Source organism: Pseudoalteromonas sp. KS88 (assembly GCF_004766475.1).
In the GTDB taxonomy this organism is placed as follows: Bacteria; Pseudomonadota; Gammaproteobacteria; order Enterobacterales; family Alteromonadaceae; genus Pseudoalteromonas.
This window is the reverse complement of sequence record NZ_PYHV01000031.1, coordinates 134,025-156,484: the sequence shown is the minus strand read 5'-3', so window position 1 is coordinate 156,484 and position 22,460 is coordinate 134,025. Positions and strand designations below refer to the sequence as shown.

Genomic DNA, 22,460 nt, shown 5'->3' with positions numbered 1-22,460 from the left:
ACTGTGATTAAAAAGCAATCAAAATAATCGCCTGATACCTTTTAAAGCAGTAAAAACAAATTAACCACAGCTAATTAATTAAAAATAAATTTGCCTAGGCCATAGGATTCTGTTATTTATAGCCGCCGGCTAAAGCTGGGCATTATATTAAGGATTTAGGAGAAAGTTATGCCAGACCAAAAAAAATTAGGGTTATTGGCTCAGGCCGGATTAGAACCGTACCAAGAAAAACCGGGCGAAGAGTATATGAATGAAGCACAACGTGCTCATTTTAAAACTATTTTGGAAGCATGGCGCAACGATTTACGTAACGAAGTAGACCGCACGAAGTCGCACATGCAAGACGAAGCTGCTAACTTTCCTGATCCAGTTGACCGCGCTGCACAAGAAGAAGAGTTCTCTTTAGAACTTAGAACACGTGACCGTGAGCGTAAACTGATCAAAAAAATTGAAAAAACAATTATCCTTATCAAAGAAGATGATTTTGGATTTTGTGAATCATGTGGAATTGAAATTGGTATCCGTCGTTTAGAAGCACGTCCTACAGCTGATTTATGCGTAGACTGCAAAACACTTGCCGAAATCAAAGAAAAACAAGCTGGACGCGGTTAATAACTTTTAAGTTAAACCATGTCGATAACCACAGCCGTTACTGCGCCACTGCGCAATTATCGCGGACGCTTTGCGCCGTCACCTTCTGGGCCTCTTCACTTTGGCTCCTTGGTTGCGGCTGTGGGCAGTTACCTAGATGCAAAACATAATCAAGGCAGCTGGTTAGTTCGTATTGAAGATATAGATACAACCCGAGTTGTAAAAGGCGCCGCTGACGACATTCTCAAAACACTAGAGGCCTACGGCTTGTATTGGGATGAGCAAGTTGTTTATCAAACTCAGCGCCATGAATTATATCACCACTATGTAACGATGCTAAAAGAGCAGCACTTGGTTTATGCGTGTGACTGTTCTCGCAAACAAATAAAAGCGCTTGGCGGAATATACCAAGGTCACTGTAAAAGCCGCTTTGTGGATGCAAGTAAGTACGCACTTCGCCTCACTCAATGCCACCCCACAATTCGTTATTTTGACTTGATTCAAGGTAATGTTGTTGTAGATTCAGCCCTCGCCCATGAAGACTATATTATTAAACGCAGCGATGGATTATTTGCTTATCAACTTGTGGTTGTTGCTGATGATATTGAGCAAGGGATCACTGATGTAGTACGAGGCGCAGATTTATTAGAACCAACTGCAAGGCAGTTAAGCTTATTTAAGCAGCTTAAAGCTCCAATTCCTAATTACGCGCACTTACCTTTGGCCGTTGCAAAACCAGGATTTAAATTATCTAAGCAAAATTATGCACCCGCCATTTGTAAACAAAATCCAAAGCCCAGTTTATTCAACGCATTTGAGTTTTTAGGGTTAGCACCTACACCAGAAATATCCACACTCAGTGTAGAGAAAATGATGGCATGGGCTATCAATCGCTATGACCTCCAACACGTACCAAAAGTACCACAAATTCAGATTTCTCAAGCTGACGCTAACCAAGCAACCATTTTTAAGCAACTAATTAAGTAATTAATACCTAAATAGCGTTTATTTTAAAGCCACCAACTTAATTTTTAAGCTGCGCTGGTATATTATAAGCCACGCAATACGTTTATCGCCAAGTATGCACATTCCTCGTGCAGTTAATATCAAAATACAGCTATACTTGGTTTGATTTTTGATGGATATGCCGTCATTTAACAGAATTCTGTAGGAGACAGATTATTATTTCCAAGCTTTTTCAATTTTGTCGGCAAATTATTGGGCCAAATGGCACTCAAACATCTCAACCAGAACAAGCGCAAAGCTTGCCTTTGGTTATTGGACGTAATGAGCACGGTATTTCTCGTAAACAATTTAGTCCAAATGCAATTAAGGTATTATATCGCCTGAAAGATGGGGGGTTTGACGCCTACCTTGTGGGTGGTTGTGTTCGAGATATTTTGCTAGGGCAACAGCCAAAAGACTTTGATGTTGTAACTAATGCCACACCAGAACAAGTAAAAAAGCTATTTCGTAACTGTCGTTTAATTGGTCGCCGATTTAGATTGGCACATATTGTTTTTGGCCGAGAAATTATTGAAGTTGCAACAATGCGCGGACACCATGAAGCCGCTGAAGATAAAAATCAAATCAGTCAATCTAGCGATCAAGGTCAATTGCTGCGAGATAATGTTTTTGGCAGCATTGAAGAAGATGCTGAGCGCCGCGATTTTACAATCAATGCCTTATATTACTCTATTAATGACTTCTCAATTCATGACTTTGCCAACGGTATTGCCGCGATTAATGCAAGGCAAATAGAGTTAATTGGCGACCCACAAACTCGCTATAGAGAAGACCCAGTTCGAATGTTGCGCGCAGTGCGCTTTGCCACAAAGCTTGATATGACGATTGCGCCTGCAACTGAAAAGCCTATTAAAGAGCTAGCAAGTCTGCTTGATAACATTCCTCCAGCGCGGTTATTTGAAGAAACATTAAAGCTTTTCTTAAACGGCAAAGCCGAAGAGAACTTTCTTATGTTGCGCCGCTATGGTTTATTTAAGTCATTATTTCCAGCGCTTGATAAAATCTTAGATAAAAATACTGAGGGATTAGAGCATTCTCTTATTCAGCAGATGTTCCGCAATACAGATGAACGCATTAACGCGGATAAAAAAGTCACACCAGCTTTCATCTTTGCTGCTCTATTATGGTTCCCGTTATTAAAAATAGCGAAACAGCTACAACTGAGTGAACAACTTTCAGAGTATGATGCGTACACCCAAGCAATGAATAAAGTGCTCAGTGAGAACGCACAACACATTGCCGTGCCTAAGCGTTTCACCTTGGGTGCCCGTGATATTTGGCACATACAGCAGCGCTTAGACAAACGCTCAGGCCAACGTGCATTTAGGTTGACTCAACAACCGCGCTTTAAAGCCGCTTATGACTTTTTACTGTTACGCGTGCAAGCGGGTGAGCATCAACACCAAGAACTTGCAAATTGGTGGAGCGAATACCTAAGTAAAGACGTAAATGGCCAGAAAGATATGGTTAGAGCATTAGGTAGCCAAGGTGCACCTAAAGGCCGACGCAGATCACGTCGTCGTAGCAGCCCAAAACCGGCAACTGAGTAACAAAATGGCAACTGTATATCTTGGTCTAGGGGCTAATTTAAACGCCCCTCGTGAGCAGTTAAACAACGCTATTTTAGCCTTACAAACGCTTCCCCATTGCGAGCTTATTAGTGTGTCTCATCACTATGCTAGTAAACCGATGGGCCCACAAGATCAGCCGGATTATGTCAATGCCGTTGCGGCTATAAAAACATCTTTACTCCCCGAGCAGCTTCTTGATTTTACACAAAAAATTGAACTAGACCACGGGCGTGTTCGTAAAGAAGAGCGTTGGGGTCCACGCACGCTGGATATCGATATTTTATTATTTGGAAATCAAGTAATTAATACTGAACGGCTAACAGTTCCCCATTATGGTTTGACTGAGCGTGAGTTTGTTGTCTATCCATTACTTGAAATTGCGCCTGATATTACATTGCCAACTGGCAAAAGATTAACAGATATTACCGCAACATTAGCATTAAACGAATTACAACAATTACCTCTGTAATTAATTTCAGGGCGTTGCCTACGAGGATATTATGTCTAAAATAACAGTCTCTACTCTCAATAAAATGAAAGCAGAACAGCAAAAAATAACCGCTTTAACCGCTTACGATGCCAGCTTTGCTAAGCTCTTTTATGATAACGGTGTTGACGTTGTTTTAGTAGGTGATTCACTTGGTATGGTACTACAAGGTGGTGACGATACCCTTGCAGTAACAAATACAGATATCGCCTACCATACTCGCTGCGTGCGTGCTGGTAGCCGTGATTTATTTGTCATTGCAGATATGCCGTTTATGACCTATTCAAGCCCACTGCAAAGCTGCGAAAATGCAGCACAACTCATGCGTGCAGGGGCTAACATGGTTAAGTTAGAAGGGGGTGAATGGTTGTACGATTCAATTACGGCCCTAACACAACAAGGTATTCCTGTATGTGGGCACTTAGGACTCACGCCTCAGTCTGTGCATGTTTTTGGTGGCTTTAAAATTCAAGGCCGCATCGAAGAGCAAGCTAAAAAGATGATCACAGATGCACAAGCGCTTGAAAAAGCAGGCGCACAAATGATTGTGCTTGAATGTATACCTGCTGAGCTTGCAAAACGTATTACAGATGCGGTCGATATTCCGACAATTGGTATTGGCGCAGGAAATCAAACTGATGGTCAAATTTTAGTTATGCATGATTTGGTGGGAATTTCTGCAGGTTACATCCCTAAATTCTCGAAAAACTTTTTATTAGAAACAGGTAATATGCCTGATGCCGTTAAAAAATACTGCAATGATGTTAAAAGTGGCACCTTCCCAAGCGTTGAACATGAGTTTAAATAATGCAGTCTATAACTGAAATAAAATCATTACGCAGTCAAATTAAAGCTTGGCGTCAAGTCGGCCTTAGTGTTGCATTGGTTCCTACAATGGGAAATCTGCATCAAGGTCATTTCTCACTGGTAGAAAAAGCAAAAACAATGGCTGATAAAGTTGTTGTTAGTATTTTCGTTAATCCAATGCAGTTTGGTGAAAGTGAAGACTTAGATAGTTATCCGCGTACGTTGAATGCTGATAAACAAGGGCTAGCTGAGCTGGGCACCGATATTGTTTTTACTCCCACTGTAGAAACCATTTATCCAAACGGTTTAGGCGCACAAAGTTATGTTGATGTACCTAATATTTCAATGGGTTATTGTGGTGGGTCTCGCCCAGGTCATTTTAAAGGTGTTGCAACCGTAGTAACTAAGCTATTTAATTTGGTTCAACCTGACTTTGCCTGTTTCGGTGAGAAAGACTTTCAGCAGTTACAAGTTATCAAAACGATGGTGCGCGATTTATCTATCCCTGTTGAAGTGATCGGCGTTGCAACTACTCGTGAAGTCTCAGGACTTGCGATGAGTTCTCGTAATGGTTACTTATCTGATCAACAAAAAGCTACTGCGGCTAATTTATTTAAAACATTATCTTACGTTGCAGCGCAGTTAAAAGCTGGCCAAAATGACTTTTCAGCTCTTTGCCAACAAGCAAAGCAAACGCTGAGCGATGCAGGATTAAAAGCAGATTATTTTGAGATAGCACAGCGCGATACCTTAAAAAGCGCTACAGTAAAAGATGAACAATTAGTCATTTTAGCTGCTGCATATTTAGGTAATGTGAGGCTAATCGATAACTTACAAGTTGATATAATAAATTAGGGATAAAAATGAATTCACTACTTAAAATAGCCAGCACCACTTTACTTGCTGGACTTTTATTCGGCTGCCAAAACCAGATAGAAAATCCAGAAATGCAGCAGTGTGCACAACAAAACTACCAATGTGAGCTTAACTGTGAGCAACAAAGCACAGGGGAAGGCATGGTACACAAAGTATGCAGTACAAAATGCATAGAAACATTCAATCAATGCAAAGCCAATGCTGAGAAGCTAGGGGAAATGCAATAAATAATAGTTTAAAGCTTATCAACCTTACTCTGATAAGCTTCTGTGCTCTGCTTAAGCAAACCCTAACCACAACTAACTAACCTAAATTTGAATAACTAATCAAATATTAATAAGTCATTAAAACGAACTTTAAAGAGTGTGTGAAGTTCAGGGTCTGTTGAACTTCCAAGGTTAAGTTTGCAAAGGTCAACAGACCCTAGTGTTACTAGCCATAAAAAAACCGCCTTTATTTATAAAGGCGGTTTTCTATTATTATCAATTATATGATTATAAAAGACCTAGTTTCTTAAGCTCTCTCATTGCCATCGCGCCTGACAATGGCACATAACCGTCTTTCTCTACAATCTTTTGACCGCTTTGAGAAAGTACCATTTTAAGGAACTCTGCATCAATTGGAGAAAGTGGTTTATTAGGGTGCTTGTTAATATATACGTACAAGAAACGAGATAACGGGTATTTACCTGTTGCTACGTTATCCAGGGTAGCATCTACGAACTTGTTTCCTTTTTTAGCCAGTGGAACAGTACGAACACCCGATGTTTTGTAACCGATACCTGAGTAACCGATTGCATTTACAGAAGATGAAATTGACTGTACAACTGATGCAGAACCCGGTTGTTCATTTACATTGTTACGGAAATCACCTTTACATAAAGCCATTTTCTTAAAGTAACCATACGTCCCTGATACAGAGTTGCGACCATAAAGCTGAACATCTTTAGCTGCCCAATCACCAGTTAAGCCTACATCGCTCCAGCGAGATACTTCATCTGATGCGCCACATTTACGCGTTGATGAGAAGATAGCGTCAACCTGATCAATACGAAGACCTTCAATTGGGTTATCTTTGTGAACAAATACAGCAAGAGCATCAATTGCAACACGCACTTCTGTTGGCTTGTAACCATAACGTTTTTCGAACGATTCAATTTCTTTTGACTTCATCTTACGGCTCATAGGGCCGAAATTTGCAGTACCTTCAGTTAAAGCAGGTGGCGCTGTTGAAGAGCCCGCTGCTTGAATTTGAATATTTACATTAGGGTAGAAGCGCTTATATTCTTCAGCCCAAAAAGTCATCATGTTGGCAAGAGTGTCAGAGCCCACTGATGAAAAGTTGCCTGAGATACCTGTTGTTTTCTCATACTCAGGAATCGTTTTATCTAAAGCTAGCGCTTGTGCAGATACTAATGTTGTAACAGCCACACCCATTGCGGCAACTAAACTTTTAAATTTCATAGGGGTTACTCCGATTTGTTCGTCCCATTTCCTAACTGCTAACTACTTTAAAGCCATTAAATGACAGTTAGATTACTTAATTGTTGCACTTTTATGACTTTCGAGTGTTTTTGAATTACCACTCTCTACAAGCTTCTCTTTTGAGAACGAAAAAGAGAAACATGAGCCTTCACCAAGCTTACTTTTTATTTGTAAATGGCTATCATGGCGTGTAAGTACATGCTTTGTTATCGCCAAGCCTAAGCCAGAGCCACCCGTTGTTCTACTTCTGGCTTTATCTACACGGTAAAATCGCTCAGTGAGGCGGTTAATATGTTCTGGCGCGATACCATCACCATTATCAACGACAGAAAAAACGGCTTTATTGTCTACCCGTAGCCAACTAACGGCTATTTTCCCGCCTGGTTTAGTGTAATGAATAGCATTAAACACTAAATTAGAAAACGCACTGCGCAGTTCATCCTCAGCGCCTTTAATATCAAGCTCTGCATCAACCTCAAATATGAGCTCATGCCCTTTGTCTTGATTAAGTGACTGGGCTTCAGTGCGAATATACGCCAATAACTGAGGAACATTGATTGCTTTATCATTATCTTGTCGTCTTACGCCTTCGATGCGTGACAATGATAATAATTGATTTACCAAGCTATCCATACGCTTACACTGTTCTAACATAGTATTCTGCGCTTTATTCCACATAGCAGGCGGTGGCATCATATCGCCATCAAACATTTCTAAATAGCCTGTCACTACCGTCAAAGGTGTGCGTAACTCATGCGACACATTTGCAACAAAGTCTTTGCGCATTTGTTCTAGCTGCTTTAAACGAGTAACATCCCTCACAACCACCATAAGCTGTGAGCTTGCGTATGGCATGACACGGTATTCCAGTACTTGCTCAACACTGTGTGTGTTTTCAAGTTCAAGAGCTTCATCAAATTTTTCTTGGTGCATATATTTAGCAAATTTTGGATCACGAATTAGATTATCTAAACGTTGTCCATGATCAGCAGGCCACTGCAAACCAAGTATTTTTAACGCCAATTGATTACACCAAACAATACTGAGATCCCGCTGCAACACCACAACAGCATCAGGGACAGCTTCAGCACCATCACGAAAGCGGCGAATTAGATCTGCAAGTTCATTTCTCTTTTTGCGATTGCGATGCTGTAGATGATAAATTCCTTCAAAAACTTGTTCCCATGCACCTTCACCTTCCGGTGGATTAAAACTGCGTTGATTAAGTAACCAATCACTGAGTCGGTAAAGTTGATGATAATGCCAAACTAATAATGAAAATGAGCCTAAAAATAAAAGCAAAAATGGCGCACCAATAAGCACGCCAATAAGTAGTAGGGGTAAAAAATAGATAAGCAAACGCTTAGCAAGCGCTTGCTTATTAACAACTCGATACATAAACTCACTTTACCTTAGAAAAATAAACTTAAGCTAATAAAGTCATTAACTTAACATTTAAGATACTATAGTTTACTCGAAAAACGGTAACCTGCGCCTCTCACCGTCTGAACCAATCTATCATGCCCCAGCGGAGCTATCGCTTTACGCAAACGACGAATATGCACGTCGACTGTTCTGTCTTCAACATAGACATTAGTCCCCCACACGTTATCTAGCAATTGTTCTCGGCTATATACGCGCTCAGGGTGAGTCATAAAGAAGTGCAATAATCTAAACTCTGTGGGCCCCATGTCCAGCTCGCTGCCATCAGAAGTTACGCGATGTGAAATTGGATCTAAGCGTAAACCGTGTACCTCAATCGCCTCTTCTAGCGACGTAGGTGAAACCCGACGGATTACCGCTTTGATGCGCGCCATCAGTTCTTTCGGTGAAAATGGTTTCGTTACATAATCGTCAGCACCGACTTCTAAGCCTCGGACTTTATCTTCCTCTTCGCCACGGGCTGTTAGCATGATGATAGGGATTTTGCGAGTATGCTCATTTTGTTTAAACTTTTTAGCAATTTGAATACCACTGCCACCTGGTAACATCCAATCCAGTAGAACCATGTCTGGATATGGTTCTACCATGGCTGCAATAGCAGAATCGTAATCTTCGGCCTCAATTGCTTGAAATCCATTTTGTTCTAATACAAAAACTAACATTTCCCTAATAGGCGCTTCGTCATCGACGACAAGTACTTTACGTGACATTCCAATTCTTCTCTTTCGTTATCGAACTTGTTTTCATTATTATGACTAAGTATGACATTTTTATGAAAGTGTAACGTGTAAATTAAAATGAGCGAAAAAAAAACACAAACAACGCAAAAAAAGTATTAAAACTCATCAATTAGACTTGGTCCAAGCAACCTTTTCTTACTTTACTGCAAATAAAGTAGATCAGTAACCAATATATTTAATCTTCAGCTATTAGCTTTTTAGTTTTAAAAATAGCCTCAGCCTACTCCAATGTAAAAATAAGTTCTGGATCAAATTCATACCAAGTAAACAAATTCGGATCATGCTTATACTAACTAACTTGGATCTGGGATCATGATTGTACTAACATAAGAATGTAAGGCGTTGATCATTTGTACAAACGATACAATTTACGCTGGATTTTCAAACAAAAAGTACATATTAGATCGTGTTCCTTAGTAAAAGACTGATCTCAAGAATAAAGCGTTGGTAAAAACCCGATCTTTTCCTTTATTAGTTAGTAAGGGAATGATCTTTCTTAATTGTACGGGCATAAAAAAAGCCAGCTCTTTGCAGATACTGGCTTTATTTTCAATCTATTAAGTTACTTAACTTGTGGATCTAACTCACCAGATAAGTATTTAAGATGCATTTCATCAAGTGAGATTGGCTTGATCTTACTTGCTTGACCCGCAGTGCCAAACGCTTCATAGCGCGCTACACAGATCTCAGTCATTGCTTTCGTTGCTTCAGCAAGGTATTTTCGTGGATCAAAGTTTGATGGGTTCAGTGCTAAGTGACGACGAATCGCACCTGTTGACGCTAAACGTAAATCTGTATCAATGTTCACTTTACGAACACCAAATTTAATACCTTCAACGATCTGCTCAACTGGAACACCATACGTTTCAGGGATTTCACCACCATATTGATTGATAATTTCAAGCCACTCTTGTGGTACAGATGACGAACCATGCATTACTAGGTGAGTATTAGGAATACGTGCATGTATCGCTTTAATACGATCGATTGCTAAGATGTCATCCGTTGGTGGGCGTGTAAATTTATAAGCTCCGTGAGAAGTACCACAGGCAATTGCAAGTGCATCACAGTGAGTTTTGCTAACAAAGTCAGCGGCTTCTTCTGGATCTGTTAGCATTTGATCTGTAGTTAATTTACCTTCAGCACCAACACCGTCTTCCTCACCAGCTTCGCCAGTCTCAAGAGAACCTAAAACACCTAACTCGCCTTCAACCGATACACCGCATGAATGAGCAAGCTCAACTGTTTTACGTGTTACATCAACATTATACTCATAGCTTGAAGGTGTTTTCCCATCAGTCATTAATGAGCCATCCATCATTACAGATGAAAAACCTAACTGGATTGAACGCTGACAAACGCCAGGTGAAGTACCGTGATCCTGATGCATAACCACTGGGATGTGTGGCCATTCTTCGATGGCAGCTAAAATCATATGACGAATAAATGGGGCGCCAGCATAGGCACGAGCACCGGCTGAACCTTGCACAATTACAGGGCTATTTGTTTTATCAGCCGCCATCATAATAGCGCGGATTTGCTCTTGGTTATTAACGTTAAAAGCTGGCACGCCGTAACCATTTTCAGCTGCATGATCAAGAAGTTGTCGCATACTGATTAAAGCCATGGGGTATTCTCCAAATTATCGATAGCTGCGTAAACGCAACACTACCTAGTCGAACGGAATAGTTTAATTCGATGCATTCACTGCATCACGACAGTCTTGGCACTTGCCAAACCTACCGCCAACACAAACCAGTAATTAAATAAGGGTGAGAGGTATTTAATTAATGGTGTTAGCCGGTGTAAGTAAATTTACTTACACCAACAAGCATGCTCGTTTTATTTAGCACGCTCTTCTAGCATAGCAACAGCTGGCAATTTTTTCCCTTCTAAAAATTCAAGGAAAGCACCGCCACCGGTTGAAATGTATGAAACTTTATCGCCAATACCGTATTTATCAATCGCTGCTAGCGTATCGCCGCCACCAGCAATTGAGAACGCGTTTGAATCAGCAATCGCTTGTGCAATTGCACGCGTGCCATTACCAAACTGATCAAATTCGAACACCCCAACAGGGCCATTCCAAACAACAGTACCAGCGTTGGCAATAATTTTAGCTAATTTACTCGCTGTATCCGGGCCAATATCAAAAATCATATCATCACTGGTTACTTCACTAACATCTTTTAATGTTGCAACCGTTGATTCTGAAAATTCATTACCCACAACAACGTCGGTAGGCACTGGTATTTCACCATTGTTACTTTTAGCTGCTGCGCATAATTTATTTGCTTCATCTATCAAATCAGCTTCATAAAGTGATTTACCTACAGGGTGACCTGCCGCAGCTATGAAAGTATTTGCAATACCGCCACCAGTTACTAGCTGATCAACAATCGTTGAAAGTGAGTCAAGTACTGTTAACTTGGTTGATACTTTAGAACCACCAACAATAGCAACAAGCGGACGTGCTGGGTTATCAAGCGCTTTGCCAAGGGCTTCTAGCTCTGCTGCCAATAAAGGGCCCGCACACGCAACGTCGGCAAATAGACCAACGCCATGGGTTGAAGCTTGTGCACGGTGAGCAGTACCAAAAGCGTCCATTACGTACACATCACATAGTGCAGCAAGCTTTTTAGACAATGCCTCGTCGTTTTTCTTTTCGCCAACATTAAAGCGTACGTTTTCAAACACAACCACTTCATTATCAGCGATTTCAACACCATCTAGGTAGTCTTTTTCAAGGCGTACTGTTTGTTCTAGTGCCTCATTTAAATAATCAACAACTGGAGCCAATGAAAACTCTTCGTTGTATTCCCCTTCCGTAGGACGGCCAAGATGTGACATCACCATTACTTTTGCGCCTTTTTCAAGGGCTAGTTTGATACTTGGTAATGCTGCACGAATACGTGCATCTGAGGTCACTTTACCTGCTTTGACTGGTACATTTAAATCTTCACGAATTAAAACGCGTTTGCCGTTTAAATCTAAATCTACCATATTAATGACCGACATGGACTTCTCCTTAGTTAACGATACTGACTTGAATAAAAATTCTTAATTATATTTCTAGTTTTCTGCAACCATCATACACCGTGCGGTGTCGATCATGCGGTTGGCAAATCCCCATTCATTATCACACCAGACTAATAACTTTATCAGTCGTTTATGACTAACTCGTGTCTGCGTGCCATCAATAATACATGAGTGTGCGTCATGGTTAAAATCAACAGAGACCAATGGCTCCTCTGTATAACTTAAAATACCTTCTAATCTATCTTTCGCAGCCGCCTTTAAAGCTTTATTTACTGTAACTAAATCTACGTCTGTATTGACTGTGACGCTCAAATCCATCGCCGTAACATTGATAGTAGGCACTCGCACAGCGATGGCTTCAAATCGGCCATGAAATTTGGGTAATATCCGCTCAATACCGCGTGCTAACTTTGTGTCTACCGGAATAATTGATTGGCTTGCTGCACGAGTACGGCGTAAATCATGATGATAAGCATCAATGACTTGCTGATCATTCATCGAGGCATGAATAGTAGTGATTGCACCCGATTCAATTTCAAATGCATCATCAAGCACTTTAATGACTGGTACAATACAGTTTGTTGTACATGAGCCGTTAGATACTATTGTGTGCGCAGCGGTTAATTCATCGTCATTGATACCATAAACGATAGTGGCATCTACATCAGCATCCGCAGGTTGAGAAAATAATACCTTTTTTGCACCCGCATTTAAGTGAAGTTGTGCATGTTCACGAGAATGAAACACCCCTGTACACTCTAGTACCACATCGATATCAAGTACCTGCCAAGGAAGTTCACACGGATTTTCTTCGCAAAATAATGCAAGTGAATCGCCGGCAACATTGATACAATCTTCACCGAGTGTAACAGGAAATTTGAAACGTCCATGAGACGTATCATATTTAAGGAGGTGAGCGATCCCTTTAGGATCCGCTAATTCATTAATAGCAACAATTTTGATCTCATCGCTTAGCCCTGATTCATACAGCGCTCGGACGATATTTCGACCAATTCGACCAAAACCATTAATTGCAAGTTTGATTGCCATTCGAAAGAAAATCCACTCTAGTTGCTTGCAGATAAAGGCAATCTGCCTTTTTGATGGCGGTATTGTAATCGACCTTGGGATTGAATATAAGAGCTGAACAGCAGAAACTTAAAATTAACCATGTTTCGATGGCCCAAATTTTGGTAATCGACCTTGAGATTGAATATAAGAGGCAAAGTTAAATAAATGTTTAGCCCTCCTTCTTGATGGCCCAAATTTTGGTAATCGACCTTGAGATTGAATATAAGAGGCAAAGTTAAATAAATGTTTAGCCCTTCTTCTTGATGGCCCAAATTTTGGTAATCGACCTTGAGATTGAATATAAAAAGCAAAGTTAAATAAATGTTTAGCCCTCCTTCTTGATGGCCCACATTTTGGTAATCGACCTTGCAGTTGAATATAAGAGGTAAAGTTAAATAAATGTTTAGCCCTCCTTCTTGATGGCCCACATTTTGGTAATCGACCTTGCAATTGAATATAAGAGGCAAAGTTAAATAAATGTTTAGCCCTTCCTTTTAACGAAACTAATTTCGCTAACTAGGGAGTACCTATATTCTAAAAATTCTTCTAATTAAACTGGCCGTTAGTAGTGAAACAACCATAATCACAATGCAATAGGTAACAAGCATCGTTGAAGAGGTCGCAAGCTCGATTAATTGGTTATTCTCCCCAGTACACAAGTTAGTTTCATAGTTAAACGTACCACTATTGTCTAAACAACTGTCAGCGAGTAAGAATCCGTGTAGCCACCACACAACAACTAAACTGGCTGACACGCCAACTAATGAAGGCAGTAAAGTATTTTTCATCATAAAACCAATTGAATTACTAAATTTCAGTATGTTAGGGTAGCAAATAACATTCAATTTAACTGCTTTAAAGTGCAACTTTTACTATATCAGCCAGCTTTAGTTCATTTGCACAACTAATATGATGACACTGTGCCAATAACAATTCAGCTGTAGCAGTCGCATCCGTTAATGCGTGATGGTTAGCGTAATAAGGTAGCCCATAGCGTGCCCTGCATGCTGAAAGCGTTAAGTCATCTAATGCTATTTCTTGCCCCTGTTGTAGTAGGCGCTTTTTTTCAATTTGGAAGGTATCAACAATTAATTTCGGTTTAGCACTAATACCATGTGCTTTGAAAGCACACTTTAAAAAACTCCAATCTAAAGTTGCATTATGAAACACTAAAATGGCGTCATCAAAGTGCCTACTGAGCTTGTTTAAAATGTCACTCAAGCTTTGCCCCTGAGCGACCTCTTGTTGGGCAATTCCATGAAAAATCGGGCTTTGCTCAAGTTGTTTAACTTCTTTATTAATGTAGTGCTCTGCTTTACTTAACTTTATACACTGCTGATCCACTAGCACCCATGCTACAGAGACTATTTCATGCTGCTTTGCGTCTAGCCCTGTTAGCTCTAAGTCAATGACAAGATAACGCTGACTGAACACACTTTTAGCGAGCAACCTTTGTCGTGATATGTATTCACTTAACCACCGTTTAACCACGTTTAGCACCTAAATTATGAACCATTACAAACTGCCTCGCGCAAATTTAAAGGCGGCGGCTTGTTGAGCTTGTTTGATTAAATAAAATGCCTCTTTTAGTTGATGGCGTTCTAGTGAATTTAACTTATCAGGGTTTATGCAATTACTGGGTAAACCCTCTTCGTTAATCTGTGTTCTTAAACGTAACTGAGTTAAAAATCGCCAACAATCCTTTAAGTTATATACATCTTGATTATTAAGCTGAGGGTACTTCAATAACGCATCGAGGCGCTCTTGTGTATTTGCCCGGCGAACACCCGCTTTAAGCGCATACAAACGCACAATGTCATTGATGATGACTACACCCCGTTTTTTTAAATCTATGTACTTATGCTGTTTGGCATCTTTTTCTAACTTAAACTGATTAAACAAACCTATAGGCACTGGCGTCGATTTAATATCGCTGGCCATGGCCGCATAAAATAACTCGTCACGCGAAATGCGCGTAAGCTGTTCACAAAAACTGGTATAAAGTGAGTTAGAACCTTCAATAAATCGTAAATCAAAAAATATTTTACAGTTAAGCATTGCCTCTGGCGTTGGGCTTTTTATCCACTTAAAAAAACGTTCACACCAATCTGAAATACTCATTCTACACAGCTCACTGCTGGCCATTATATTACCTGGACAACGTCGGATACCGCATTCAACGAGCTGCTCACAAACAAACTCACCCATACGACGGAAATAATCTTGATGAACTGCACTTAAATCATCAGGTAATAGTAATCCATTGTCTTGATCTGAATGCAGTGTTTGCTCCTCACGCGCTTGCGAGCCAAAACAGATAAAACTAAAACTAGTGGGAGCTGCACCATTGTCTTCTTGAAATAGATGAATTAATCGTGATGTTAATGCGTCAGTTAAGCCGCTAAGTAGCTTACCTATCAATGAAATATCATCGATGTTGTGTGAAAAACCACGCAATAATTCAGGTATTTCAGCAGCATAGCGCTTTAGATCAATAATACTATGCGCTTTATAAATACGACCAATTAATTGTACAGGGTCACTTTTTTGTTGTCTGAGCAAATCTGTACTGGTGATCATACCCAATGCTTTGTGGTGTTCATCGAGTACCGGTAAGTGATGAATATTATGTTTAAGCATTAAATGCAGCGCTGAAAAAACCCGATTATTCTCAAAGATGTATTTAGGTTTTTTACTCATTATTGAATTGATCGCCTCTTTAGGATCAACCTCGTCTGCAAGTACACGATTACGTAAATCACGATCTGTTACCACCCCCACTAACCTCTCAAACTCAGTGATCATGATTGAGGAAACGCCATATTTTTTCATTTTCTTTGCCGTTTGGCGAATACTGGCATCAGGGGCTAAAGTAACCGCTTTACGAGACATTAATTCAGAGATCTTACGCTCCGACCAACTTTCGTTCTGACTTTTATAATGTGATGAAAGTAATCGATTAGCATGTGCCCGCACAAAGTATTGCTCGAACGGTTTATATTCGCGGCGCAAAAAATCAAAGGCATCTTGATTGAGCATATACACAATGCCCTCTTTTTGCGTTTCTAAACGATTTTGAATTGCCTCTCCGGTTAATAAAGATGGGAATCCAAAATAATCTCCCTGCGCTAAACGCGTGATAACGTCACCTTTAGCATCCACTAAATCATATAAACCTGAGCGAATCAGAAACAATTTCGGTGATGCTGACTGCAACCACTGAGTCTGATTTTCACGGGTTAAATAAATACTATCTAAGTGAGCGACAAAATAATCAGTGGCACTGCTGTCAATCTGACTAAACGGTGTTTGGGCTATAACAAATTGGGCGACTTCCTGCTGCTCATTATTCATAACTGTACTCACAAAAATAAGTGTATAAATACTGTACTGCTATCTGTTAAAAATAAAAAGCCCGACAAAAGTCGGGCTTTGAAATATATTACTAACATATTATTTAGTGAGCGTGGGCTTCACTAGACCCTTTAGGGTTACGTATACCTTCAACCATTTCTTGGATTTCAACAGGTGTTTCACCGGTTAGTTTCATTACAATTGCAGCAACACCAAAGTTAACAATCATACCAATCAAACCAATACCTTCAGGTGAAATACCTAAGAACCAATGCTCTGGGCTATTCAGTTCAGGGCTAACAAATTTAAAGAAGATAATGTAAGCAGCAGTAAAGGTTATACCTGTTACCATGCCGGCAATTGCTCCCTCTTTATTCATCGATTTTGAGAAAATACCCATAATGATCGCCGGGAAGAAACTCGCAGCCGCTAAACCGAATGCAAATGCCACCACCGACGCCACAAAGCCGGGCGGGTTTATACCAAAGTATGCCGAGATAACAATCGCTACCATCGCAGCTAACCTCGCTGCCAATAACTCTTGTTTATCACTTATATCCGGTTTTAGGGTTCGCTTGAGTAAATCATGCGAAACAGAGGTCGAGATAACCAATAATAAACCCGCGGTTGTTGAAAGCGCCGCAGCTATACCACCCGCTGCAACTAATGCAATAACCCACGCTGGTAAGTTAGCAATCTCTGGGTTTGCCAACACCATAATATCGCGGTCAACTTTGACTTCATTAGCGCTATTTGGATCATCAATTTTACCTGCGGTATAGAACATTTTGCCATCACCATTTTTATCATTAAAGGTAATAAGCCCTGTTCTTTCCCAATTTTTAATCCAAGCAGGTGCTTGTGCGTACTCGGTACCACTGCCATCTTTACCATTAATGGTATCAATCATGTTTACGCGAGCAAATGACGCAACTGCAGGTGCAGTGGTGTAAACAATCGCAATGAATACTAATGTCCACGCTGCAGAAATACGTGTATCTTTAACACGAGGAACCGTGAAGAAACGTACAATAACGTGTGGTAAACCCGCTGTACCCACCATCAAGGCACCAGTGATTGCAAATACATCAATCATACTCTTAGAGCCTTCGGTGTATTGGGCAAAACCAAGCTCAGAACTCAAGCCATCTAATTTATCCAACACATACATACCAGAGCCATCACTTAACGTAGCACCAAAGCCAGTTTGTGGGAAAAAGTGACCCGTCATCATCATTGAGATGAAAATTGCTGGCACTAAATAAGCGAATACAAGTACGCAGTATTGTGCTACCTGAGTGTATGTAATACCTTTCATGCCACCTAAAACAGCATAGAAAAATACGATAACCATACCAATATAAACACCCGTTTCAATTTCAACTTCTAAGAAACGAGAGAAGACAACGCCTACGCCACGCATTTGCCCTGCAATATAAGTAAAGCAAATGAAAATAGCGCAAAATATTGCCACCAAACGCGCTGTGCGAGAGTAGTAACGGTCGCCAATAAAGTCAGGTACTGTAAATTTACCAAATTTACGTAGATAAGGTGCAAGGCACATAGCAAGCAGTACATAACCACCCGTCCAGCCCATTAGGTATACGCCACCGTCATAGCCTGCGAACGAGATAATACCGGCCATTGAGATAAATGACGCCGCACTCATCCAGTCAGCAGCGGTTGCCATACCATTTGCAAGCGGCGGTACACCACCACCAGCGACATAAAACTCATTTGTTGAGCCAGCTCGGGCCCAAATTGCAATGCCGATATAAAGCGCGAAGCTTAAACCAACAATTAAAAACGTGAGTGTTTGAACATCCATTACTTAAGCTCCTATTCGTCTACGCCGTATTTTTTATCCAACGTATTCATTTTGAAAACGTAAACAAAAATCAAAGCCACAAAGGTATAAATAGCGCCTTGCTGGGAGAACCAGAAGCCGAGTTTAAACCCAAAAAAACGTACTTCATTAAGTACATCTACCAGTAAAATGCCAAAACCAAACGACACAACAAACCACACTGCTAATAATTTAAATAGCAGCGAAATGTTTTCCGCCCAGTAAGCTTTTGCTTGTTCTTCATCTTTAAAAGCCATTTTTATTTCCTCTTCAACATCGTTAAAAGTGATGTGTTTTTTATTTTCGTTAATAAACTTAGCAATGCCTTCACAAGATTGATTTGAGACCATAGTCGTAACATCAAGTTAACGTTTACGTAAACTGTAAAACCCAATCTGTTAAATTTAAGTTAAAAAGCTTTAATATCATAAACTTAATTATTTACAGCTCCTTAATGACTAAAAAAAATACGCTTTTATGCTGATCTTCGACATTAGTCTAATAAAATACAAAATTAAAATAACTAGATAATTATCAACATCTTGTAAATATTGTTAAATAACCATTCCAAATTGACGGCGCAAATGACCGACAACTTCTGGTATGGTAGGAACTAACATAATAAAAATCGTATTAAGTCATGACTGCCGCACTGATATTTGTTGCTTTAGCCTACATAGGCGTATTATTTTGGTTAGCTAACTGGGGAGACAAAACGACTCCACTATCAAAACGGATTAGCCACCACCCGTTTGTATACTCGTTTTCATTGGGGATTTATTGTACTTCGTGGACCTATTACGGCTCTGTTGGCACCGCAGCAACCAGCAGCTGGAGTTATTTACCTATTCTGTTGGGGCCCGCATTATTATTTATATTTGGCCAAGGTTTTTTACGAAAGCTGGTGCTAGTCAGTAAAAAACAAAACATCACCACCATTGCTGATTTTATCTCCGCACGCTACGGCAAACGTCAAACTACCGCGATCATGGTCACCGTAATTGCCTTACTCGCAACCATTCCTTACATCGCATTACAGTTAAAAGCCCTCAGTAGTAGCTTTTTGCTGCTTCAAAGCGACAATAAGATATCAGGCTCTATGGTCGCTTTGTCCGCAACACTTGTTATGACCATGTTCGCCATATTTTTTGGCACTCGAAAAGTCGATGTCACTGAATACCGATCAGGCCTTATGCTAGCAGTTGCCTTTGAATCGTTAATAAAATTACTCGCACTAGTCGCTGTGGCTGGTTTGGCGGTATACACCTTATTGAATTTACCCCAAGAGCGTGAAGTATTAATCAGTGAATCGCTTTGGTCACATTGGAATAGTTTTAATTTTTTTGGCTTTAATTTTATTGGTCAATCATTAATGGCTGCGGCAGCCATTATATGTTTACCAAGACAATTTCATGTCACCGTGGTCGATAATCAAGATAAACGGCACTTATTCACAGCGCGTTGGGCATTCCCGCTTTATTTACTACTGACCGCAGCAATGATTTTACCGATAGCAACTGCGGCCATTCACCCTAACATTGGTAACGGATTTTCACCTGACAGCTTTGTACTCGCGCTGCCTTTAATGCATGAAAATATCCCCCTTACTACATTCGTGTTTATTGGTGGTATTTCCGCAGCCACTGCGATGATCGTCGTAGCAACTCTGACCCTCAGCACGATGATCTCAAACGATGTGGTGCTTCCATTAATGTTGCGTCGTAAATTTAAACGCAACCTGATCACCACCAGTTATAAATCGCAGATTTTACTAGTTAGACGCTTTACTATTGCTGGTATTTTAATTCTGTCATATTTTTATCAGCAATGGTTTGGCCATGGAAAAGCACTCGCGAGCATGGGGTTAGTGGCCTTCTCACTTGTTACGCAATTGCTGCCTGCGATTGTCGGGGGATTATATTGGCGAAAAGGCCATGCTTATGGTGTTTACGCCGGATTATTAGCTGGCTTTAGTTGTTGGGTATTATTTTTAATGCTGCCAATTTTAGATGCCGGAAACACCCTTGACACAGAGCTTCAGCAAACGTTAATCACGCGTGGAACACTGATTGCTTTGTTTGCAAATATTGGCTGTTACATTAGCTTTTCATTAGGTGCGGATGAGCGTTTAATTGATAAAATTCAAGCCGCTGCATTTGTTAACCCAAAAGAGCAAGCTGTCCTTGCTAGGCGCTTAAATAAAAACGTTCAAGCCACTGTTTATGATTTTAAAGTGCTGCTGCAAACTTTCTTAGGTGTACAACGCAGTCAGCAAGTGATGGCTCAATTCTCGCTCACAAATCCACTTGGCGATAACAACGCTCACCCTTCCCCTGAATTCATTGCATATTGTGAACGTGCCCTCACAGGTGTGTTAGGAGCGTCTTCAGCTCAAGCGCTTGTTCATACTGTTGCTTCAGGTAAACGTATGGCGTTTGAAGAAGTGGTTAACTTTTTTGATGAAACCACACAAGCACTGCAGTTTAATCAAAACTTATTATTTACTTCATTAGAAAACTTGAGCCATGGTATTTCTGTGGTTGATAAAGACCTCAACCTCGTTGCGTGGAATAAACGATACGCTGAAATGTTTGATTACCCAGCCGACTTTTTAGAGGTTGGTCAACCAATTGAAGACATTATTCGTTACAATGCAGAGCGCGGAGAGTGTGGCCCAGGTGAAATAGATCGACAAGTAGAAAAGCGCGTACAGCATTTAAAAAATGGCACTTCACATCACTTCATCCGTCATCGCCGCAATGGCCAAGTATACGAAATGACAGGCAACCCACTGCCAGATGGTGGGTTTGTTACCAGCTTTTCAGACATCACCACACACATTGCCACTCAAAATGCGCTTGAAGAAGTAAATATGGACCTTGAAAACCGCATTGAGGCCCGCACGCAAGAGATACGTACTATTAATAAAGATCTCGAAGCACAAATTGACAGCCGCGTTCAAACAGAGCAAGCACTCACTTTAGCCAAGAGAGAGGCAGAACAAGCAAACGATAGTAAGACACGCTTTTTGGCTTTAGCCAGCCATGACATTTTACAGCCACTCAATGCCGCGCGGTTATACTTAGCAGCCATTGATGAAAAATCGTTAGCTGACAATAATATCAATAACTTTGAAAAGCTGGGTGCGAGTCTCGATTCAACCGTGCACCTTATGTCAGCCCTTCTTGAAATTGCGAAGCTGGAACAAGGTGCGATGACACCTTCACCACGCCATTTTAATATTGACGATATATTAGCGCCGCTGCGTAATGAATACGCTATTTTATCCAGTGAAAAAGGCCTTAAATTACATGTTCGCTCGCAGGGTCAAATTGTTCATAGCGACATTACTTACTTGCGCCGCATAATTCAAAATCTGGTATCTAATGCTGTTAAATACACTGAAAGTGGCAAAGTACTCGTTGCATGCCGTAAACGTAAACACCACCTACGTATTGAGGTTTGGGATACAGGCCCCGGAATTAGTGATAGTGAACAAGCAAAAATCTTCAACGATTTTTACCGCATTGAAGCCGGCGATAACAAAGGTGTAGGACTCGGTTTAGGTGTTGTAAAACGCATGGTAGATTTACTAAGCTTGCGATTAGAAGTGCACTCAACGGTCAAAAAAGGCAGTCGCTTTAGTATTGAAGTTCCTTATGGCGACAATCAATTTGTACAGCAAAAAAAGGCGACTAACAGCTTGTTTGAAAATCGCGCCGCAATGAATGTTATTGCTGTAGATGATGACCCTGAGAATCTCAATGCCATGGCGAGTTTATTACAAAAATGGCAAGCAAATTATCAGCTCTTTGACCATGTTGAAACGGCGATGGAATACGCTAAGCTCCACAGTGCACCTGACGTCATTCTAATGGATTATCAACTTGGCCATGAATGTGATGGCATAACGCTTATTAAAACCTTGCGTGAAATTTGGCAAAGCCCTGTACCCGCTATTTTGATTACCGCTGTGCGTGATGATGAACTAAAGCAAGCGACTAAAGCCGCTGATATTCATTACTTATCCAAACCGATAAAGCCAGGGAAATTAAAAGCACTGCTTAATCACAGTACGTGATGTGCTAGGTACTAGGCAATAAATTAAACAGACTCGTGCTAAAC

The 22,460-nt window shown here is 40.6% G+C and carries 19 protein-coding genes; 8 read left to right on the top strand and 11 right to left on the bottom strand.

Going from position 1 to position 22,460, the window contains the following annotated elements:
* Positions 1–168: 168 nt before the first annotated feature.
* The 7 genes from dksA to C7Y70_RS18595 all read left to right on the top strand — a co-directional run bounded on the left by dksA (position 169) and on the right by C7Y70_RS18595 (position 5,585).
* The gene (gene dksA, locus C7Y70_RS18625; RefSeq protein ID WP_058560218.1) at positions 169–612 is read left to right on the top strand and encodes an RNA polymerase-binding protein DksA; all 444 of its coding nucleotides are present in this window, start codon (positions 169–171) and stop codon (positions 610–612) included.
* 18 nt (positions 613–630) lie between these two features.
* Complete coding sequence (gene gluQRS / locus C7Y70_RS18620) at positions 631–1,578, top strand: tRNA glutamyl-Q(34) synthetase GluQRS (RefSeq protein WP_135476434.1); 948 nt, start codon at positions 631–633, stop codon at positions 1,576–1,578.
* A 284-nt stretch (positions 1,579–1,862) separates the two neighbouring features.
* Positions 1,863–3,167, top strand: coding sequence for a polynucleotide adenylyltransferase PcnB (gene pcnB / locus C7Y70_RS18615; protein WP_099295072.1), 1,305 nt, complete (start codon positions 1,863–1,865; stop codon positions 3,165–3,167).
* Between the two features lie 4 nt (positions 3,168–3,171).
* On the top strand, positions 3,172–3,657 hold the full coding sequence (gene folK, locus C7Y70_RS18610) for a 2-amino-4-hydroxy-6-hydroxymethyldihydropteridine diphosphokinase (protein WP_135476432.1): 486 nt from the start codon (positions 3,172–3,174) through the stop codon (positions 3,655–3,657).
* Positions 3,658–3,688: 31 nt separating this feature from the next.
* Positions 3,689–4,483: a 3-methyl-2-oxobutanoate hydroxymethyltransferase gene (gene panB / locus C7Y70_RS18605; protein WP_099294967.1), complete on the top strand. Its 795-nt coding sequence runs from the start codon at positions 3,689–3,691 to the stop codon at positions 4,481–4,483.
* On the top strand, positions 4,483–5,337 hold the full coding sequence (gene panC, locus C7Y70_RS18600; protein WP_099294968.1) for a pantoate--beta-alanine ligase: 855 nt from the start codon (positions 4,483–4,485) through the stop codon (positions 5,335–5,337). The genes panB and panC overlap by 1 nt, the downstream gene beginning before the upstream one ends.
* Positions 5,338–5,345: 8 nt before the next feature.
* Positions 5,346–5,585, top strand: coding sequence for a hypothetical protein (locus C7Y70_RS18595; RefSeq protein ID WP_135476430.1), 240 nt, complete (start codon positions 5,346–5,348; stop codon positions 5,583–5,585).
* Between the two features lie 267 nt (positions 5,586–5,852).
* On the opposite strand, the gene C7Y70_RS18590 is transcribed toward C7Y70_RS18595, so the two are convergent.
* From C7Y70_RS18590 to C7Y70_RS18540, 11 genes are all read right to left on the bottom strand, one after another.
* A complete protein-coding gene (locus C7Y70_RS18590) occupies positions 5,853–6,821 on the bottom strand; it encodes a phosphate ABC transporter substrate-binding protein (protein WP_099294970.1) in 969 nt (322 codons plus the stop codon).
* A gap of 72 nt (positions 6,822–6,893) precedes the next feature.
* Complete coding sequence (phoR, locus tag C7Y70_RS18585; protein ID WP_135476428.1) at positions 6,894–8,240, bottom strand: phosphate regulon sensor histidine kinase PhoR; 1,347 nt, start codon at positions 8,238–8,240, stop codon at positions 6,894–6,896.
* 65 nt (positions 8,241–8,305) lie between these two features.
* The gene (gene phoB / locus C7Y70_RS18580; RefSeq protein ID WP_099294972.1) at positions 8,306–8,995 is read right to left on the bottom strand and encodes a phosphate regulon transcriptional regulator PhoB; all 690 of its coding nucleotides are present in this window, start codon (positions 8,993–8,995) and stop codon (positions 8,306–8,308) included.
* Positions 8,996–9,587: 592 nt separating this feature from the next.
* A complete protein-coding gene (fba, locus tag C7Y70_RS18575; RefSeq protein WP_099294973.1) occupies positions 9,588–10,652 on the bottom strand; it encodes a class II fructose-bisphosphate aldolase in 1,065 nt (354 codons plus the stop codon).
* Positions 10,653–10,867: 215 nt separating this feature from the next.
* Complete coding sequence (locus tag C7Y70_RS18570; protein WP_099294974.1) at positions 10,868–12,043, bottom strand: phosphoglycerate kinase; 1,176 nt, start codon at positions 12,041–12,043, stop codon at positions 10,868–10,870.
* A 54-nt stretch (positions 12,044–12,097) separates the two neighbouring features.
* Positions 12,098–13,114, bottom strand: coding sequence for an erythrose-4-phosphate dehydrogenase (gene epd / locus C7Y70_RS18565; protein WP_135476426.1), 1,017 nt, complete (start codon positions 13,112–13,114; stop codon positions 12,098–12,100).
* 548 nt (positions 13,115–13,662) lie between these two features.
* Positions 13,663–13,926, bottom strand: a complete 264-nt coding sequence (locus C7Y70_RS18560) for a hypothetical protein (protein ID WP_135476424.1) — start codon at positions 13,924–13,926, stop codon at positions 13,663–13,665.
* Positions 13,927–13,990: 64 nt separating this feature from the next.
* A complete protein-coding gene (locus C7Y70_RS18555) occupies positions 13,991–14,626 on the bottom strand; it encodes a 3'-5' exonuclease (RefSeq protein ID WP_099294977.1) in 636 nt (211 codons plus the stop codon).
* 24 nt (positions 14,627–14,650) lie between these two features.
* Positions 14,651–16,489, bottom strand: a complete 1,839-nt coding sequence (locus C7Y70_RS18550) for a DUF294 nucleotidyltransferase-like domain-containing protein (protein ID WP_135476422.1) — start codon at positions 16,487–16,489, stop codon at positions 14,651–14,653.
* A 103-nt stretch (positions 16,490–16,592) separates the two neighbouring features.
* A complete protein-coding gene (locus C7Y70_RS18545) occupies positions 16,593–18,317 on the bottom strand; it encodes a sodium:solute symporter family protein (protein ID WP_099294978.1) in 1,725 nt (574 codons plus the stop codon).
* Between the two features lie 11 nt (positions 18,318–18,328).
* Entirely contained in the window at positions 18,329–18,592 is a 264-nt protein-coding gene (locus tag C7Y70_RS18540; protein ID WP_004586074.1) for a DUF4212 domain-containing protein, read from the bottom strand.
* Between the two features lie 383 nt (positions 18,593–18,975).
* Between C7Y70_RS18540 and C7Y70_RS18535 the strand changes: the two genes are divergently transcribed.
* Complete coding sequence (locus C7Y70_RS18535; protein WP_135476420.1) at positions 18,976–22,416, top strand: PAS-domain containing protein; 3,441 nt, start codon at positions 18,976–18,978, stop codon at positions 22,414–22,416.
* Positions 22,417–22,460: the final 44 nt, after the last annotated feature.

Excerpts from the sequence above, each read along its gene's own strand:
- dksA (WP_058560218.1), top strand. The coding sequence starts at position 169 with ATGCCAGACCAAAAAAAATTAGGGTTATTGGCTCAGGCCGGATTAGAA.
- gluQRS (WP_135476434.1), top strand. The coding sequence starts at position 631 with ATGTCGATAACCACAGCCGTTACTGCGCCACTGCGCAATTATCGCGGA.
- folK (WP_135476432.1), top strand. The coding sequence starts at position 3,172 with ATGGCAACTGTATATCTTGGTCTAGGGGCTAATTTAAACGCCCCTCGT.
- panB (WP_099294967.1), top strand. The coding sequence starts at position 3,689 with ATGTCTAAAATAACAGTCTCTACTCTCAATAAAATGAAAGCAGAACAG.
- panC (WP_099294968.1), top strand. The coding sequence starts at position 4,483 with ATGCAGTCTATAACTGAAATAAAATCATTACGCAGTCAAATTAAAGCT.
- C7Y70_RS18595 (WP_135476430.1), top strand. The coding sequence starts at position 5,346 with ATGAATTCACTACTTAAAATAGCCAGCACCACTTTACTTGCTGGACTT.
- C7Y70_RS18590 (WP_099294970.1), bottom strand. The coding sequence starts at position 6,821 with ATGAAATTTAAAAGTTTAGTTGCCGCAATGGGTGTGGCTGTTACAACA.
- phoR (WP_135476428.1), bottom strand. The coding sequence starts at position 8,240 with ATGTATCGAGTTGTTAATAAGCAAGCGCTTGCTAAGCGTTTGCTTATC.
- phoB (WP_099294972.1), bottom strand. The coding sequence starts at position 8,995 with ATGTCACGTAAAGTACTTGTCGTCGATGACGAAGCGCCTATTAGGGAA.
- fba (WP_099294973.1), bottom strand. The coding sequence starts at position 10,652 with ATGGCTTTAATCAGTATGCGACAACTTCTTGATCATGCAGCTGAAAAT.
- C7Y70_RS18570 (WP_099294974.1), bottom strand. The coding sequence starts at position 12,043 with ATGTCGGTCATTAATATGGTAGATTTAGATTTAAACGGCAAACGCGTT.
- epd (WP_135476426.1), bottom strand. The coding sequence starts at position 13,114 with ATGGCAATCAAACTTGCAATTAATGGTTTTGGTCGAATTGGTCGAAAT.
- C7Y70_RS18560 (WP_135476424.1), bottom strand. The coding sequence starts at position 13,926 with ATGATGAAAAATACTTTACTGCCTTCATTAGTTGGCGTGTCAGCCAGT.
- C7Y70_RS18550 (WP_135476422.1), bottom strand. The coding sequence starts at position 16,489 with ATGAATAATGAGCAGCAGGAAGTCGCCCAATTTGTTATAGCCCAAACA.
- C7Y70_RS18545 (WP_099294978.1), bottom strand. The coding sequence starts at position 18,317 with ATGGATGTTCAAACACTCACGTTTTTAATTGTTGGTTTAAGCTTCGCG.
- C7Y70_RS18540 (WP_004586074.1), bottom strand. The coding sequence starts at position 18,592 with ATGGCTTTTAAAGATGAAGAACAAGCAAAAGCTTACTGGGCGGAAAAC.
- C7Y70_RS18535 (WP_135476420.1), top strand. The coding sequence starts at position 18,976 with ATGACTGCCGCACTGATATTTGTTGCTTTAGCCTACATAGGCGTATTA.